Genomic DNA, 15,832 nt, shown 5'->3' with positions numbered 1-15,832 from the left:
AATTGATTTCGATTGGGACTTACAAGAAAAGCACAAGAGGGCGCCTTAATAATTATAAGGCGCCCTCTTGTGCTTCTCCATATAACCAACAAAAGATCAATGGAATATAAACCATGAAAATTCGTTAACTAAGGGGTATTAGCTTTTATAAATGTTAACAAAAACGATATTATTGCAATCACCAATAAAACATGAATAATATTGCCTGCATTCCAAACTGTCAGTCCCAATAACCACCCTATTACCAGGAGAACCGCTATTATATACAATAATGATCTCATAATAATTGATTTTAAGTTCAGTTTCAAAAGCTAACTTATATACCTCAAAGTTCAGGCCACAAAACTGATACAAAAAACAGGATTTATACTATTTGCCAATTGAGATTTTTTGTTTCCTATAATGACCAAAGTCTATTTTAAACTAAAAATCAAATCCTTTGTTAATGGTTACAAATCCCACATCATTTGTGAATCACAGATAAGCTAACACGAGATAAAACTTGCCCACTTAGGGGATATTTTACACTCATTACTCTATGCCTAAAATCTGAAAAAACTTCATTCAGATCACCCCAAAGGATAAGCAGTATCACTCTTGGCTTCGGATAAAACAAAAAAACTTTGAACAGTATTAATATTAGGCAACATTGCTAGCTTATTTCGATAAAAGTCGTGATAGGTATCCATATCATAGGTGGCAACACGAAGAATAAAATCAAACGACCCACTCATCTGCAAGCACTCCATTACCTCTGGAAACTTTATCACCTCCTGTTCGAACTGATTTAATGTATTAACTGTATGATCGTTTAGAAGTACGTGAGCAAATGCAATTAGTTTTCTGTTGATCTTTTTTCGATCTAAAATAGCTACTACTCGCTTAATTACTCCATTTTCATGTAGTTTTCTAACTCTGTCATGAATAGTAGCAATGGACTTACGTATCTCAAAAGCGATCTCTTTATTCGTCAAAGAAGCATCCTTTTGAAGTAGTCTTAAAATTTCAATATCAAGTGGATCTAACTGGTTCATCTATATTGCAAAATTGACTGCCGAAAAAAAAAGCAATATAGAAGGTTAAATTCATTAAAAACAGAAAAAATTGAATAAAAATCGAATTATTCCGAAAAATTTCCGATAATAACTAAAACTATTGTTATTAAAAACAAATAATAACACTTTTGACTTAACAAATTTTGACAGATTAAAGAGTATTGCTTACAAGAAATTTATCATAGCTCTTTAAATAGTCTTAACAGCCATAAGCAATAAATCATTTTTGACTGATTAAGCTTATAGCATCAAAGCTAGTTGCTGTAGTTGTGTAAAGGAGGCGCATACTGGGAATGCGCCCTCCCTGCACTTTTCAAATACAAGAGTGTATTTAGCACTCTAAAGAATCTTTCTTCATAAAACCAATCAGTAATTGCGCCAGAGTAATCTGGCGCATTATTGTTTAACGACTCAAATAATCAGGGATTAATTGAAAGATTTTTCAAAAATCAAGCTATATCAAAGCGGTCAAGGTTCATAACTTTGTTCCATGCTGCCACAAAGTCCTTTACAAACTTTTCCTGAGCATCGGAACTTCCATAAACTTCAGCTAGTGCTCTAAGCTCTGAGTTTGAGCCAAAAATAAGATCTGCACGTGTGGCAGTCCATTTTAGCTTACCGGTTTTACGATCCCGCCCTTCAAATTCTTCATTAACTTCAGAAGTAGGCTTCCAGATTGTATTCATGTCCAGTAGAGTCATAAAGAAATCGTTGGAAAGTGCTTCCGGACGATTTGTAAACATACCATGTTTAGAATGGTTATAATTGACATTCAACACCCGCATCCCTCCTAAAAGAACTGTCATTTCAGGAGCTGTAAGTGTCAATAATTGCGCTTTATCAACTAACAACTCTTCTGTAGATATGGCAAATTTTGTTTTTAGATAGTTCCTGAAACCATCAGCGACCGGCTCTAACAAAGCAAAAGAATCAACATCGGTTTGTTCCTGTGAGGCATCCATGCGACCGGGAGCAAAAGGCACTATTATATCATAACCTGCATTTTTCGCGGCCTTTTTAATGCCAACACAACCTGCCAATACAATAAGATCAGCAAGGGATACCTTTTTACCCCTCGATTGAGCTGCGTTAAATTCTTTTTGGATACCTTCCAAATTTTTTAACACTTTACCTAATTGATCTGGATTGTTTACCTCCCAGTTATTTTGAGGTGCTAACCGAATCCGAGCCCCATTTGCACCTCCGCGTTTATCCGAACCGCGAAAAGTTGAAGCCGAAGCCCAGGCAGTTGATACCATTTGAGATATGGTTAATCCCGAATTCAATATTTTATCCTTTAATACAGAAATATCATGTGAATCAATTAATGGATGATCAACAGCAGGGATTGGATCTTGCCAAATTAATTCTTCTTCTGGCACTTCTGGGCCTAGGTAACGAGCACGAGGTCCCATATCCCGATGTGTTAATTTGAACCATGCACGCGCAAAGACATCCGCCAATTGTTCAGGATTTTCGTAGAAACGTCTTGAAATCTTTTCATACACAGGATCAAACCTTAAAGAAAGGTCCGTAGTAAGCATGGTTGGCGCATGTTTTTTTGAAGGATCATGTGCATCAGGAATTGTGCCTGCTCCAGCCCCATTTTTTGCTACCCATTGATTCGCACCTGCAGGGCTTTTGGTAAGTTCCCATTCATGATTAAATAGGTTTTCGAAGTAGCTATTACTCCATTTTGTTGGTGTCTGACTCCAGGTAACTTCTGGCCCTCCAGTAAAAGTATCCCCCCCTTTCCCTGTACCAAATTTATTTATCCAGCCTAAACCTTGCTCTTCAATTGGTGCTGCTTCAGGCTCAGGCCCTACATAAGCCTGACTCCCCGCACCGTGGGCTTTACCAAAGGCGTGACCTCCAGCAATAAGTGCCACGGTTTCCTCATCATTCATGGCCATACGTCTAAAAGTTTCGCGAATATCTGTTGCTGCTGCAATGGGATCAGGATTACCATTGGGTCCTTCAGGGTTCACATAAATCAGTCCCATTTGCACGGCAGCCAGCGGATTTTCGAGATCTCGAACTCCCGAGTAACGTTTATCTTCCAGCCAGGTAGTTTCGCCCCCCCAGTAAACATCTTCTGCGGGCTCCCAAACATCTTCACGACCACCTCCAAAACCAAAGGTTTTGAATCCCATAGATTCAAGGGCAACATTACCGGTAAGAATCATAAGATCTGCCCATGAAATTTTTCGACCATATTTTTGTTTAATCGGCCAAAGCAACCTACGGGCCTTATCAAGGTTAGCATTATCCGGCCAACTGTTGAGAGGGGCAAAACGCTGTAATCCTGCACCTGCGCCGCCACGACCATCTCCTATACGGTAAGTACCTGCACTATGCCAAGCCATACGAATGAATAAAGGTCCATAATGTCCAAAATCAGCCGGCCACCAGTCTTGCGAGTCCGTCATTAGGCGGTTAAGATCACTTTTTACAGCCTTCAGATCCAGGCTTTTGAACTCTTCTGCATAGTTAAAATCTTTACCCATAGGATTTGATAAAGAAGAATGCTGACGAAGAATATTCAACTTTAATTGATTTGGCCACCAATCGCGATTACTTGGTCCTTTTTGATTTGATCCGGAAAACGGACAATTATTGGTATTGTTCGAATTATTTTCCATCGTTTTTAAAAGTTTTGTTGAATCATTTAAGCCTATTCTAAATATAACTTAAAAAAACAACACCTTTAAAAATTTAATGCGATTGTCCCAATGGAAGAAATTGAATGTCAGTAGATTTACAGAGTACAAACACTAACATTGATAATATATTAAACTAAGGGCAAGTACTATTGTTTCTTGCCCTTGAATAATGCATAAATCGCCATTGCGTGTCCATGGCCAAGGTCAAAATCGTCTTTTAACCATTGAACAATTTGCCCTGCTTTTACGGTTGGATTCAATTCTCCTGCCTGAAAAAATCCTTTTTTACTGGCAAGTTTTTTAAAATCGTCAGGACTTTTGCCTGTCTTTGCCTGAATATTGTCAAGATAAGCTTGAAACGACATATATTATTTTTCTAAGGTTGTTTTAATATTATTTAAACTTTCACCCAAATCCTTTCCAACTAGTTTTTCCATGTCTAAAAATAAAAGCATGAAATTCATTGGCCAGTTCATACCGCTGTTATATACCCATTTTACATTAGTTTGATTTGAGGATACGGTTTGCAGTTCAAAATAGCCATTAGCTGTAAATACAAATGGTGCCAAAAATCTAAGTTCAAAATCTACTCTGCTTCCATCAACCACCTTCTTTATTTCCCATTCACCTTTTCCAGTTTTCTGATCTCTACTTTCAAAGCATAAGATTGAACCGGGAGTTCCATCATGCGCTCCTTTAAACTCAATTTTCGTAGCGGGATCAAAGTTTAACCATTTACTGTATTTTTTTTGATTTTTATTAAGCTTAATGAAATCAAAAACTTCCTGCCTCGGCCGGTTGACGACAGTTTCCCTTTTAAGTGTATAGTTCTTCCTTGAGAACATGGCAATTACTAAAGCAACTGAAATTATTGCAATTAGTACCACTAAAATTTTGATAGCAATCATTTTCATTGAGGTTTGATTTTCTGAAACATTAGTTTATTGGATAATCAAAATTGATCATCCAATGAACACCATATTTATCCTGACACATTCCAAAATAAGCTCCCCAAAAGGTCTTGTTCATGGGCATTTCCACTTTTCCTCCTTTTGAAAGTTTAACAAACAGGTCCTCTGCTTCTGTTTCTGTTTCAGCCTGAATACACAAATGAATGTTATTACTGAAATGGTTATGCTCCTCCATGGATGCCAATGAATCGGTTGCCATTATGGTTGTTCCATTTGAGATTGCTAGCGACATGTGAATGATTTTGTGCTGAACATCCGCAGGCATTTTTTCACTGCCAGGCAGATCTTTGTATCGCTGAAGCCTACTGAACGTTCCGCCAAAAACAGATTGGTAAAAATTCATGGCTTCTTCCGTGTTACCCATGAAATTAAGATATGCGTTTACTGTGTACATAGTGATGCGTTAATGCACCATAAAGATAGGATGTACAACCAATTATTACATTGGGTAAATACGACATTATTAGGTGGGTGTTTACGACATATTGTTTAATTATATTTGCTGTATGAAATATATTTCCCTACTGGCCCTGAAAAATGCCGTGCTATCTTCAATAACTGACTGCCAATATGTTTTTACAATGGTAAACCGGTTTTTGAAAGAGCAGGGAAAGCCTGCAATGTTTCATGTACAAATAGTTGGACTTACCAAAGAAGTAAAATACAATGATGGCTTGTTTGTGATAAAAACTGATAAATTGCTGAACGAGGTCATGGAAAATGACTTGATAATCATACCTGCATTGTCAGGCGATATGATAAGCGCTACCCATTTAAACAGAGAATACGGTCATTGGATTGCACTGCAATATAAGGAAGGTGCAGAGGTGGCGAGTTTTTGTTCAGGGGCATTTATACTTGCCTTCACCGGCTTACTTAAAGGCAAGCAGTGTACAACACATTGGCAATATGCAAACGAATTCAAACACTTTTACCCTTCAGTAGAATTGGTGGACGAAAAAGTAATGACCGACCAAAACGGATTATATTCAAGTGGCGGAAGTACAGCTTACTGGAATTTGCTTTTGCATTTAATAGAAAAATATACGGACAGGGAAACTGCAGTATATGCAGCAAAATATTTTGTCATTGATATTGACAGAAATTTTCAGTCTCCATTTATTGTTTTTCATGGCCAGAAAGACCACTCGGATGAGGCTGTAAAAAACATACAAGAGTACATTGAACAGCATTACAAAGATAAATTAACAGTAGAGCAACTGGCCGATAAGTTTAATATCAGTAGAAGGACTTTTGAAAGAAGGTTTCGGAAAGCCACAAGGAATACGGTTGCTGAATACATCCAGAAAGTAAAAATTGAAGGAGCAAAAAAACTCCTAGAAATAGGCCGAAAAAGTATTAGTGAAGTGATGTATGACATTGGTTATTCAGACACCCAAACTTTTCGTGAAATTTTTAAACGTATAACAGGAATGACCCCTGTGGAATATAAAAACAAGTATTCTAAGAAGTAAATCATTAATGCGAGTTGGCTGCCATACTAAGGACTGGCCAACTCAGAAAAACTCCTAACCTCACTCAATGCCGTTCCCAACCAACCAGAAAGCATCCATTTTTTTGCAAACTCTCGCGATCGGCCTAATATTTCAAGTTCATCAAGGATGATATTTAGTCTCTGTTTTGTTAAGAAAATTTTCAATTAAAGGAACAATAAAATCTGATTGTTTATAATCAGGTTTTAACGTGGTTATTTCTCCAATATATTCGCCATGTCCACCAGGAATAATTGCCAACGTGCAATCAGGGATTAGTCTTGACATTGCCACAATGTGTTCTGGAGTAGCAACATCTGCATCACCATTAATGAGTAGCACTGGGGATTTTATGGATTTTATTTGCGTGTCTGGAATATCTTTGAAATTAATCATTCGGTTAGCACACTTTTGATACATACTTAACAGTTTAGTGCTGTCAGGGGTGACTTTTATAAATGCGTCTTTGTATTGCTGAGGCATTTGTACAAAGCTTCCATTCTTCATAAACTCCCAAAACTGAGGGAGTGCCCCATTGCGTTTGAGCAAAACCGAGCCTGCAATTATTTTATTGCACTGCTCAGGATGTCTTATTCCAATTTGCAACGCTGTAATTCCACCATTACTAAAGCCGAAAATATCAGCTTTCTGGATGTTTAATTTTTTTAGCAATACAGCAACATCATCTGCGTCTTGTTCAAATGAAAGCTCAGTGTTTCTATCACTCGTTCTGCCGTGGGCTTGTAACTCTATACAGATTAATTGTCGGCTAGAGGCAAGCTGGGGAATTATTCTGCCAAAAGAGGTTTGAATAGTAGAACCACCGCCGTGAAGTAGAACAAGAGGTTTTCCTTGTCCATAAATCTCGTAATACATTTTAATCCCATTGACATCAGAATAACCATTTTTCATAACCAAATTATCATTAGCTGTCTTTAGTTTTTTGTCGGCTCCTCCTGACTGGTTTCTGTTAATACACGACTGTAATGTCAGAAGTGTTAGAGCAGGATATATAATAGTCCTTTTCATTTCCTTATAATAAATACTGTTAGTTCAAACTGACCAAAACCCTCATCTTGTTTAGCATTTGTAACCAGCTTGGGTATGCCCCAGTCTTTTTTGCTAACTCTTGTAAAACAGTTTGTCTTAACTGTAATTTGGTTTTCCCATTTTCTTCTATAAACGTTACAGTAACAAGAGTTTCGCCTGGCCACTCAGGATCCATACCAATAGAGACAGGATTTATTTGATTTCCGTTTTCGTCTGCATTGATTAATGTAAAAACAATCTTTTTGTTCTGCACAATTTCTATGTATTCTCCGATACACCAACAATCTCCAAATTGAGGATTAGAAATGCATGAATGAAATTTACCTCCTGTTTCAATTTCAATTCTTTTAAAATGAATTGAGCAGCCATCTGGCGCATACCATTTCATCAATAATTCAGGATCTATCCATGCCTTAAATACTCTTTCAGAACTTGCATTAAAAGTTTCTTCTATAAAAACTTCGTTATTATTTACCTGATTTTCCATATGGTTACTTTTTTTTAATGTTCTTAGGTTTTTCCCTGTTGGTATTTAGAGTTGGTAATTCTTCCTGTTCAATAAAGTTTTTGAGAGCCTTAAATCTTGCAGACCATAATTTGTGGTATTGCTCTACCCATTCATGCACTTCATTTAATTTTTCGAGTTTTGCTTCACAAAAGCGCTCTCTGCCAAGTTGTTTTATATTTAATAAACCGCATTCAGCAAGAATCTTAAGATGTAGGGAAATCGCCTGACGGCTAACATCAAATTGCTCTGCAATTGTATTGACATTTACGGGTCGCTGAGCAATCATTCCTATTATTGCTCTTCTTGTTGGGTCGGCTATGGCCTGAAAAACATCTCTGCGCGCTTCCATTTTTTATGCAAGTATTTACTTGCAAATATATATGCAAGCATTTACTTGCGCAATTTTTTTTAATTGTTTTTTCTTTGGTTAAATGTCAATGCCTTCAAGCCAAGCCAATATAAAGCAAGGAACTTATCTCCTCATTTACAGCAACAAAGTACACACAGATCTTAAACTTACTGACCAAGCAGTATTCCATTAGCTCAATACTAAAACACCCTTCCAACTCCAGACGATATAACCATAAGAATTTACCAACAAAAAATTTAAAGTTGGCACAGTACTTTCACTATATAATAAAGATATCTGGGTAAACAGGATAACTAACAATGATTATAAAACCTATTGTAATGAAAAATAAATGTTTTGTTTTGGTTGCTGTAGCAGCAAGCATAACTTTATTATCATGTAACCAAAAAAGTGATAAAAAGGCAACAACAGTAGATTCAGCAGGCTATACCACCAACAATGATACAAACATTATTGAACATGATGGCGGTACGATGCCTGAAGCCGGCACTAAAGACATGAAAGATGATGATAAGTTTTTAATAGAAACCTATCAAGCCGGATTATTTGAAATAGAGGCATCTAAACTTGCTCAAAAAAATGCGGCATCCGCTGAAGTAAAAGTATTGGCAAAGAAAATTGAGAATGATCACAATAAAGCAAATAATCAGATTTCTGCTTTGGCAAAAAAGAATAATGTATCCTTAAGCAATGTCTTAACAGATAAAAATCAATCAAAATACAATGATCTGACTGCTTTAACAGGCAAAGATTTTGATAAAAAATATGTTAATGAAATGGTAGACAGTCATAAAATTGCAATTGATGAATTTGAAAAGAAATCAAAAAATGCAAACAGCCCTGAGATTCAAGAATTTGCTGTAAAAACACTACCAACATTAACAGCTCACAAAGCGGAAGCTGATGTTTTGAAAGAAAAAATATAGGTAGTAAAAGCCGGCAAAGTCCGGCTTTTTTCTTATATTACATGGTAATAGTAATCTAACCAGCATAGCATTTCCTTTTCATATCTCAGCCTCAAATCTCATATAAGAAAATTTATTTGCTCCTTATCAAACCAAATTTATTTTAAATTGAGAATAGCGCAAGTAGCCCCACTTTACGAAGCTACCCCCCCTAAAAAATATGGAGGTACAGAAAGGGTGGTTTCTTACCTGACCGAAGAGCTTGTGAAGAAAGGTCATGAAGTAACATTATTTGCAACAGAAGACTCCGTAACCAACGCTACACTTGTATCATGTAGTAAAACGGGTTTAAGGTTTGGCACTCCCCTTACTGACCCCTTAGCTACGCATTTTGCTATGATGCATGAAGTGGCACATCGCTCTAATCAATTTGACATCATTCATTTTCATGTTGATTATCTTCATTTTCCTTTTTCTTCGAGCAATTCATATCACCACATTACCACCTTACATGGCAGGCTAGATTTACCTGATCTCATCCCATTATATAAAAAGTATATAGATATACCTTTAGTTTCTATTTCACACAATCAGCGCAAACCGTTACCATTTGTAAATTGGCTGCAAACGGTTTATCATGGGCTACCCAATGATTTATATCAATTAAATGCTAATGCAGGTCAGTACTTAGCTTTTATAGGCAGAATCTCTCCCGAAAAAAGAGTGGATCATGCAATAGAAATAGCAAAAGCTGTAGGCATGAAAATTCGGATCGCCGCCAAAGTTGATAAAGTTGATGAAGAATACTTTAAAACAAACATTTGTCATTTATTGGATCATCCGTTAGTTGAATTTTTAGGTGAAATTGACGAAATTGAAAAGAAAAATTTTCTCAGTAATGCTGCGGCTTTATTATTTCCAATAGATTGGCCAGAGCCTTTTGGGATGGTGATGATAGAAGCAATGGCTAGCGGAACCCCAACCATCGCCTTTAACAGGGGGGCTGTTCCGGAAATAATTGAAAATGGGTTAACAGGTTTTATAGTTAATGATATCCCAAGCGCTATTAAGGCTGTTAATAACATTCCTTTAATTTGCAGAAAGAGCTGCCGTCAAATTTTTGAAGATCGGTTTACGGTTGAACATATGACCAACAATTATTTAGATGTCTATTCAAGAATTACCGCTAAAAAGAGAACAATTGCAACTTTAAACAACCAAAACACCATATCATAAATACCTCATTTAAAAAGACTTGATAAACGAATATTGAATTAAAGAATCTATTAATATTACTTTCAATAAATCAATCTAAAGATGAGTCCAAATTCAATTATCCAACTGGAAAACAAGTTCTATATTTCTGCAAATTCATCCTATGCTGATGATAGAACAAAAATTCTAAATCATACCGATACTTTCGGAATATTTGACCGCTGGGGAGATATTAAACAACTAGGAGATGAAGTAGAAGGCCTTTATCATCAAGGCACAAGATTTATAAGCAACTTAGAATTTAAACTCAACAATATGAGACCCGTATTGTTGAGCTCATCAATAAAAGAAGAAAATGAACTCCTTTCTGTTGACTTAACCAATCCTGCCATAATATTCACTGAAAAACAGGAGAAAACATCCATTCCAAAAGGGGAAATCTATATAGGAAGAAGCAAGTTCGTACGAAACGGAGAATGTTATGAGTCTATAAACATTACCAATTACGGGTCAGAAATTTACGAAGTACAAGCATCATTAAAATTTCAGGCTGATTTTAAGGACATTTTTGAAGTAAGAGGGTTCAATAGAGAAAAAAGGGGAGAAATATTTGAAATAAAACACAATAACAAACAGGAAATTATAATAAAATACAAAGGCCTGGATAAAATTATCAGAACAACATCTATTGTCTTAAATGAAAGCCCTAATGATTGGGAAGATCAGTCTAAAGCCATCTATCATTTAGTTCTTAATCCTCACCAGAGTGTCATTATTCAATATGCTATTAGGTGCACAATTGGCAATGATGTACATAAGAAGCTTATTAGTTATACCAAAGCTCAAAAGCAATTACTGGACGATTTAGATAAAAGCAAAAATATATTTGCACATATCTTAACTTCTAATGAACAGTTTACACACTGGACCAATCGGTCCTTAATGGATTTAAAATCGTTGCTGGCAGAAACAAATCACGGATACTACCCTTATGCAGGTGTTCCATGGTACAATACTGCCTTTGGCCGAGACGGAATCATCACAGCCTTAGAAACTTTATGGATAGCTCCGCAAATCGCCCAAGATACCTTATTATTTTTAGCTCATAACCAATCGGTTAAAGAAAACGCCCAACAAGATGCAGAGCCGGGGAAAATTTTACACGAAACCAGAGATGGGGAGTTAGTTGAATGTGGCGAAATCCCTTTTAAACAATATTATGGATCAGTTGATTCTACACCTTTATTTATAGTTTTATGTGGTTCATATTATAGAAGAACAGGTGACATTGAATTTATAAAAACTATATGGCCACATATTGAGACCGCACTTGAATGGATTGACAAATATGGAGATAATGATAACGACTCTTTTATTGAGTATAGTCATAAAAGTGTTAATGGATTATTTAACCAGGGATGGAAAGATTCACACGATTCAATTTCGCATTCTTCAGGTCAACTGGCCTTTCCCCCTATAGCACTATGTGAAGTGCAGGGATATGTATATGACGCTAAAATTAAAGCTGCCGAATTAGCAAAAGCCTTAGGTAAAACCGAAAAATCAATCCAATTAACCAATGAAGCTAAAAAACTGAAATTATTATTTAATAAAAGGTTTTGGAACGAAAAAAGTGGCTGGTATGCTTTAGCGTTGGATGGAAAGAAGAATCCGTGCCAGGTTAAATCATCTAATGCCGGCCATACCCTTTATTCTGAAATTGCAGATGCAAATAAGGCTAAAAGACTTGCTGAAAATTTATTGGAAGAAGATATGTTTTCAGGCTGGGGTATAAGAACACTGGCAACAGGAGAGAAAAGGTATAATCCTATGTCCTATCACAATGGCTCAGTTTGGCCACATGATGTTGCAATAATTGCAAGTGGATTTTCGAAATATGGATTTCATGAAAAAACAATGAAATTACTAGGAGCCATGTTCGACGCTTCTATTTTCCTTGAATCCCAACGGCTTCCTGAACTGTTCTGTGGCTTTTCACGAAGAACAGGTGAAGGTCCTACATCATACCCTGTAGCCTGTTCTCCTCAGGCTTGGGCAGTTGGAGCAGTTTTCATGTTGATTGAAGCCTGTTTAGGCATGGAAATAAATGCATTGGAGAAAAAAATCATTTTTAAACACCCTAACCTCCCCTCTTTTCTTAAACATATAACCATTGAAAATATTAAAATCGGAAACAACAGTGCATCTATTGAGTTTACTAGGCACAAAAACAATGTTAAAATTACAGTTATACATAAACCAGAAGGTTGGAAAATTTGCAAATCCAAATAAATAATGATTATGGATGTTATTTAGAGTTAATTCATATACATTACAAATGGGGCGTCTAATATTTTATAAGGCGCCCCATTTATGCGCTTACTATCTGGTCGAAGCGGGCCTAAAACCAACTTTAATTGATGGACGAACAGTTGCCCTCGGAAGCACCTGTGCCAGTACCTCATTGCTGCAATATGAAATTGATACTCCTCTTACCTTATTATCAGCTTTAATTGGCGAAAAGAATGCAGCCAGAAGTTACCTGCTATGCTTAAACGCCCTTGAAAAATTAAGCAAACTGGTTCTTAAAATCGGATTTAATGATTTCACTGAGAAACATAGCTTCCAATTTGCATCATATCAAAAAGATAAAGACTTGTTGAATAAGGAGTACGCAATTAGAAAACGTTGGAATATTGATATTGAACTACTGAACGAAAAAGATATTCTAAATACATTCAAATTTAAAGCTCCGGCAGGTTTGTTATCAAAAAACGGAGCACAAACAGATGCTTATTTATTAACGCACAAAATCTTGCAATATTTAATTAAGAAAGGTATTCAGGTTTATGACCGAACCCCAATAATTGAGTTTCATCATTCAAAAAACGGAGTCAGGCTGGTAACAGCCAATAATTTTAACATAAAAGCCAAAAAAGTTATTTACGCTACAGGTTATGAGTCTGTTAATCTAATAAATAAAAATATTTTAAAGCTTAAATCAACCTATGTAATTGCTAGTGAGCAATTTTCACATGCAAACTTTTGGGCATATCATAATTGCATGATTTGGGAAACAGCCCATCCTTATTTATACCTTCGAACAACTAACGATACTCGAATTATTATAGGAGGTAAAGACGTTGATTTCTACAATGCAACCCGAAGAGACAATTTGCTTAAATCAAAAAAAGCTGTATTAGAACGTTCGTTTAATCAATTATTCCCTGAAATACAATTTAAAACTGAGTTTTCCTGGTGCGGAACGTTCAGCAAAACAAAAGATGGTTTACCTTATATCGGTAACTACAGCAATATGCAAAATAGTTATATTGCTTTAGGTTTTGGAGGAAACGGAATTACATTTAGTGTTATTTCCGCTGAGATTATTAGAGACATCCTTTTAGGTAAAAAAAATAGCGATGCAGCACTCTTCAAATTTAACCGATAATGCACCAAACGAGCTGATAGGGTAACTAGAAGTGAGCTAAAATAAAATGATTATTTGGAGCCACTGGCCGGTCAAAAGGGTATTCCATTTCTTACGAGGTCTTCCATGTCGCCCTTCATACGCCCTTCCTATAGCTAATAAACTTCTTAACAAAAATTGGAATATTTTAAATTTTCGGGAACAATATGTTCAGGGTAAGCCTGGTAAAATTTTAAAACTTGGCAGTCAGATTACTTTGCATTGACGGTTTTATTGAATTAAAGCCCGATAAACGAATTATTACATTCATAAAAGAACTCTATATAAATCTAAATTATCTGATCAGCACTGAGGTTGAAACAGTTAGTGCATAACATTTTTCATTACTCTTATCCTTACACCACACCAACTATCCTAATTTCAAATTACAAGCCCCACATTTGCGAGGCTTATAAAATTTATAATGACCGTAACCACTTTATTGTTTCATCCCTTGTTTTACCAGTTTTTTGTTGGAGCCGGCCTAATAATTCATCTTCTTTACCTTCCTGATAAAGCAGTTCATCATCGGTAAAATCTGCATACTGCTGCTTAATTTTACCTTTAATCTCATTCCATTTTCCTTTTAATTCTAACTTATCCATGATCTTAATTTTAAAGTTATTCCCACTAATTAGACTAGCAGCAAAACAGCAGCCAAATCAAACACAAACAAAACCATATAAAATTAATTATCAATATATTAACTAATGAAATATTGCTGATTTATCACCCCAATGGTTACTTTATTTACACAGTTAGAGACTACAATTAACAGTTCATTAAATCGTTGATCATGGAAATAGAAATGAAAATTAATCTCGGCGCATTATGATTTAGTGAAGATTAACCTATTTTTTTATGGTCGAATTTCAATAGTTGTTCCAATTGGGGTATGCGAATAAAGCTCTTCCATTTCCTCATTGGTTACAGCAACACATCCCATTGTCCAATCAACCCAACGTTGAAATTTATGGATAAAGCCCATTCCGTTTTTAAGTCCATGAATTTTCACTTCTCCCCCTGGGGATTTTCCTAGCTTTTTTGCTTCAACAATATCCTGTTGATTAGGATAGGAAATGCCCAAATTTTTATAGTAGCCGCTGTTCGAATTTTTATCATTTATTGTATAAAGTCCCTCTGGAGTTTTCTTATCCCCCTCAACTTGTTTATCGCCGACCGGAATAAAAATAATAGACAAGAAGTCCTAAAAACAAAATTAATGGAGTCACTCTCAATAGTTTCCAAAGTTTCATAAGCATGTACAAGATGTAGTATTTTATTTATCTGTGAGTTCCAACTCATCCAAAGATCCTTTTACGGTTTTCAGTTCTTTCAGTTCCTCCTTTTTATTTTTAACTTCCGCTTCAATTTATTCGATTTTTGATTTTGGCATTTCAACTATTTCCCCTTTTAAAACTAAACTCAACACACTAACTTTTAACTCCAAATCATAATCTGAAAGATTGGGATTTTCAACAGGATACTTTTTCAAATCCCACAATTTAGGATTACCGTCTTTAGTTTGGCTCAATATAATATGTTCAGTTACTGATTCTCCTGATTCCATTATACTTTCAGCATTTCCTATAATAACAGTTTCAGATTTAATTCTTGGTGAGTCGATTTTTGCTTTACTTCAAATAAGATTGTTTTCGGTCCTTTTAGTTTGCTTTTACCTGTATATTGATAATCAACTTCTAGTTCAGGAACCATGTCGTCGAAAAAATCCGTTTTATTTACTTAATGTAAGTTATCTTAAATAGATTAAGTTTCTTCTGATTAGCTATTTTTTCGTCTTTCAATAAACTTAGAGAATCTATCTCTTTGGTAATCTTATCTATTTCTTTTTTGTTTCTCTTTTAAGATATCCTCTGCCAAATCAACAACAGACGAATAAGATAATCCATCTATCATCTTTAATGAAATATCATTGAATGACTTTCTTTCATATTTTTCAGGCTGTTCCCACTTAAGTCTCATTGCATCAAGCGCTATAACCCTCATTGCTTTTTCTAAGTTCGTTTTTTCGTCGTCATCCAGTTTTTTTCTACTTTTTCTCTCGAAACTTTGAAACTTCTTTGTCTTTTCCGTCAAACTTTTCTTGGCAAGAAAACATAATGGGTAAAATTA

Annotated in this window: 18 protein-coding genes; 5 read left to right on the top strand and 13 right to left on the bottom strand. The window is 35.6% G+C overall.

The features are described 5' to 3' along the window. Nucleotides 1-128: 128 nt before the first annotated feature. From L2B55_RS05120 to L2B55_RS05095, 6 genes are all read right to left on the bottom strand, one after another. A complete protein-coding gene (locus L2B55_RS05120) occupies nt 129-281 on the bottom strand; it encodes a lmo0937 family membrane protein (RefSeq protein WP_237849214.1) in 153 nt (50 codons plus the stop codon). Nucleotides 282-569: 288 nt separating this feature from the next. Continuing rightward, nucleotides 570-1,034: an Lrp/AsnC family transcriptional regulator gene (locus L2B55_RS05115; protein WP_237849212.1), complete on the bottom strand. Its 465-nt coding sequence runs from the start codon at nt 1,032-1,034 to the stop codon at nt 570-572. Between the two features lie 470 nt (nt 1,035-1,504). After that, nucleotides 1,505-3,697: a catalase/peroxidase HPI gene (gene katG, locus L2B55_RS05110; RefSeq protein ID WP_237849211.1), complete on the bottom strand. Its 2,193-nt coding sequence runs from the start codon at nt 3,695-3,697 to the stop codon at nt 1,505-1,507. 167 nt (nt 3,698-3,864) lie between these two features. Continuing rightward, entirely contained in the window at nt 3,865-4,083 is a 219-nt protein-coding gene (locus L2B55_RS05105; RefSeq protein WP_237849210.1) for a DUF4287 domain-containing protein, read from the bottom strand. 3 nt (nt 4,084-4,086) lie between these two features. After that, nucleotides 4,087-4,626: an SRPBCC family protein gene (locus L2B55_RS05100; protein ID WP_237849209.1), complete on the bottom strand. Its 540-nt coding sequence runs from the start codon at nt 4,624-4,626 to the stop codon at nt 4,087-4,089. A gap of 28 nt (nt 4,627-4,654) precedes the next feature. After that, entirely contained in the window at nt 4,655-5,083 is a 429-nt protein-coding gene (locus tag L2B55_RS05095; RefSeq protein WP_237849208.1) for a VOC family protein, read from the bottom strand. A 112-nt stretch (nt 5,084-5,195) separates the two neighbouring features. Between L2B55_RS05095 and L2B55_RS05090 the strand changes: the two genes are divergently transcribed. Beyond that, nucleotides 5,196-6,164, top strand: a complete 969-nt coding sequence (locus L2B55_RS05090) for a GlxA family transcriptional regulator (protein WP_237849207.1) — start codon at nt 5,196-5,198, stop codon at nt 6,162-6,164. A gap of 141 nt (nt 6,165-6,305) precedes the next feature. Here the strand turns inward: L2B55_RS05090 and L2B55_RS05085 are convergent, their stop codons facing one another. From L2B55_RS05085 to L2B55_RS05075, 3 genes are read right to left on the bottom strand one after another with little or no spacing between them, the layout of a single operon-like run. Next, nucleotides 6,306-7,211: an alpha/beta fold hydrolase gene (locus L2B55_RS05085; RefSeq protein ID WP_237849206.1), complete on the bottom strand. Its 906-nt coding sequence runs from the start codon at nt 7,209-7,211 to the stop codon at nt 6,306-6,308. Between the two features lie 19 nt (nt 7,212-7,230). Beyond that, nucleotides 7,231-7,719: an SRPBCC family protein gene (locus L2B55_RS05080; RefSeq protein WP_237849205.1), complete on the bottom strand. Its 489-nt coding sequence runs from the start codon at nt 7,717-7,719 to the stop codon at nt 7,231-7,233. A gap of 4 nt (nt 7,720-7,723) precedes the next feature. Next, a complete protein-coding gene (locus L2B55_RS05075) occupies nt 7,724-8,089 on the bottom strand; it encodes an ArsR/SmtB family transcription factor (RefSeq protein ID WP_237849204.1) in 366 nt (121 codons plus the stop codon). Between the two features lie 320 nt (nt 8,090-8,409). Here L2B55_RS05075 and L2B55_RS05070 point away from each other — a divergent pair, with 320 nt between their 5' ends. The 4 genes from L2B55_RS05070 to L2B55_RS05055 all read left to right on the top strand — a co-directional run bounded on the left by L2B55_RS05070 (nt 8,410) and on the right by L2B55_RS05055 (nt 13,681). After that, nucleotides 8,410-9,036 (top strand): DUF4142 domain-containing protein, encoded by a 627-nt coding sequence (locus L2B55_RS05070; protein WP_237849203.1) that lies wholly within the window; start codon nt 8,410-8,412, stop codon nt 9,034-9,036. 147 nt (nt 9,037-9,183) lie between these two features. Beyond that, complete coding sequence (locus L2B55_RS05065; protein ID WP_237849202.1) at nt 9,184-10,251, top strand: glycosyltransferase family 4 protein; 1,068 nt, start codon at nt 9,184-9,186, stop codon at nt 10,249-10,251. An 81-nt stretch (nt 10,252-10,332) separates the two neighbouring features. After that, nucleotides 10,333-12,522, top strand: a complete 2,190-nt coding sequence (locus tag L2B55_RS05060; RefSeq protein WP_237849201.1) for an amylo-alpha-1,6-glucosidase — start codon at nt 10,333-10,335, stop codon at nt 12,520-12,522. A 46-nt stretch (nt 12,523-12,568) separates the two neighbouring features. Continuing rightward, nucleotides 12,569-13,681 carry an NAD(P)/FAD-dependent oxidoreductase gene (locus tag L2B55_RS05055; protein WP_237849200.1) on the top strand — a complete coding sequence of 371 codons (1,113 nt, stop codon included), beginning with the start codon at nt 12,569-12,571 and terminating at the stop codon, nt 13,679-13,681. 437 nt (nt 13,682-14,118) lie between these two features. Here L2B55_RS05055 and L2B55_RS05050 read toward each other — a convergent pair whose 3' ends face one another. The 4 genes from L2B55_RS05050 to L2B55_RS05035 all read right to left on the bottom strand — a co-directional run bounded on the left by L2B55_RS05050 (nt 14,119) and on the right by L2B55_RS05035 (nt 15,796). Continuing rightward, nucleotides 14,119-14,304 (bottom strand): CsbD family protein, encoded by a 186-nt coding sequence (locus tag L2B55_RS05050; RefSeq protein ID WP_237849198.1) that lies wholly within the window; start codon nt 14,302-14,304, stop codon nt 14,119-14,121. 254 nt (nt 14,305-14,558) lie between these two features. Continuing rightward, nucleotides 14,559-14,900, bottom strand: coding sequence for a L,D-transpeptidase family protein (locus tag L2B55_RS05045; RefSeq protein ID WP_237849197.1), 342 nt, complete (start codon nt 14,898-14,900; stop codon nt 14,559-14,561). A gap of 171 nt (nt 14,901-15,071) precedes the next feature. After that, a complete protein-coding gene (locus L2B55_RS05040; protein ID WP_237849196.1) occupies nt 15,072-15,269 on the bottom strand; it encodes a hypothetical protein in 198 nt (65 codons plus the stop codon). A 266-nt stretch (nt 15,270-15,535) separates the two neighbouring features. Then, nucleotides 15,536-15,796, bottom strand: a complete 261-nt coding sequence (locus tag L2B55_RS05035; RefSeq protein WP_237849194.1) for a hypothetical protein — start codon at nt 15,794-15,796, stop codon at nt 15,536-15,538. Between the last annotated feature and the right edge of the window lie 36 nt (nt 15,797-15,832).

Origin of the sequence: Solitalea lacus, from assembly GCF_022014595.1 — a bacterium.
Taxonomy (GTDB): domain Bacteria; phylum Bacteroidota; class Bacteroidia; order Sphingobacteriales; family Sphingobacteriaceae; genus Solitalea; species Solitalea lacus.
This window is presented reverse-complemented; position numbering and strand designations above follow the sequence as displayed.

Bases quoted from the DNA above. Each gene is read 5' to 3' on its own strand.
- L2B55_RS05120 (WP_237849214.1), bottom strand. From the start codon at position 281: ATGAGATCATTATTGTATATAATAGCGGTTCTCCTGGTAATAGGGTGG.
- L2B55_RS05115 (WP_237849212.1), bottom strand. From the start codon at position 1,034: ATGAACCAGTTAGATCCACTTGATATTGAAATTTTAAGACTACTTCAA.
- katG (WP_237849211.1), bottom strand. From the start codon at position 3,697: ATGGAAAATAATTCGAACAATACCAATAATTGTCCGTTTTCCGGATCA.
- L2B55_RS05105 (WP_237849210.1), bottom strand. From the start codon at position 4,083: ATGTCGTTTCAAGCTTATCTTGACAATATTCAGGCAAAGACAGGCAAA.
- L2B55_RS05100 (WP_237849209.1), bottom strand. From the start codon at position 4,626: ATGATTGCTATCAAAATTTTAGTGGTACTAATTGCAATAATTTCAGTT.
- L2B55_RS05095 (WP_237849208.1), bottom strand. From the start codon at position 5,083: ATGTACACAGTAAACGCATATCTTAATTTCATGGGTAACACGGAAGAA.
- L2B55_RS05090 (WP_237849207.1), top strand. From the start codon at position 5,196: ATGAAATATATTTCCCTACTGGCCCTGAAAAATGCCGTGCTATCTTCA.
- L2B55_RS05085 (WP_237849206.1), bottom strand. From the start codon at position 7,211: ATGAAAAGGACTATTATATATCCTGCTCTAACACTTCTGACATTACAG.
- L2B55_RS05080 (WP_237849205.1), bottom strand. From the start codon at position 7,719: ATGGAAAATCAGGTAAATAATAACGAAGTTTTTATAGAAGAAACTTTT.
- L2B55_RS05075 (WP_237849204.1), bottom strand. From the start codon at position 8,089: ATGGAAGCGCGCAGAGATGTTTTTCAGGCCATAGCCGACCCAACAAGA.
- L2B55_RS05070 (WP_237849203.1), top strand. From the start codon at position 8,410: ATGATTATAAAACCTATTGTAATGAAAAATAAATGTTTTGTTTTGGTT.
- L2B55_RS05060 (WP_237849201.1), top strand. From the start codon at position 10,333: ATGAGTCCAAATTCAATTATCCAACTGGAAAACAAGTTCTATATTTCT.
- L2B55_RS05055 (WP_237849200.1), top strand. From the start codon at position 12,569: ATGGGGCGTCTAATATTTTATAAGGCGCCCCATTTATGCGCTTACTAT.
- L2B55_RS05050 (WP_237849198.1), bottom strand. From the start codon at position 14,304: ATGGATAAGTTAGAATTAAAAGGAAAATGGAATGAGATTAAAGGTAAA.
- L2B55_RS05040 (WP_237849196.1), bottom strand. From the start codon at position 15,269: ATGGAATCAGGAGAATCAGTAACTGAACATATTATATTGAGCCAAACT.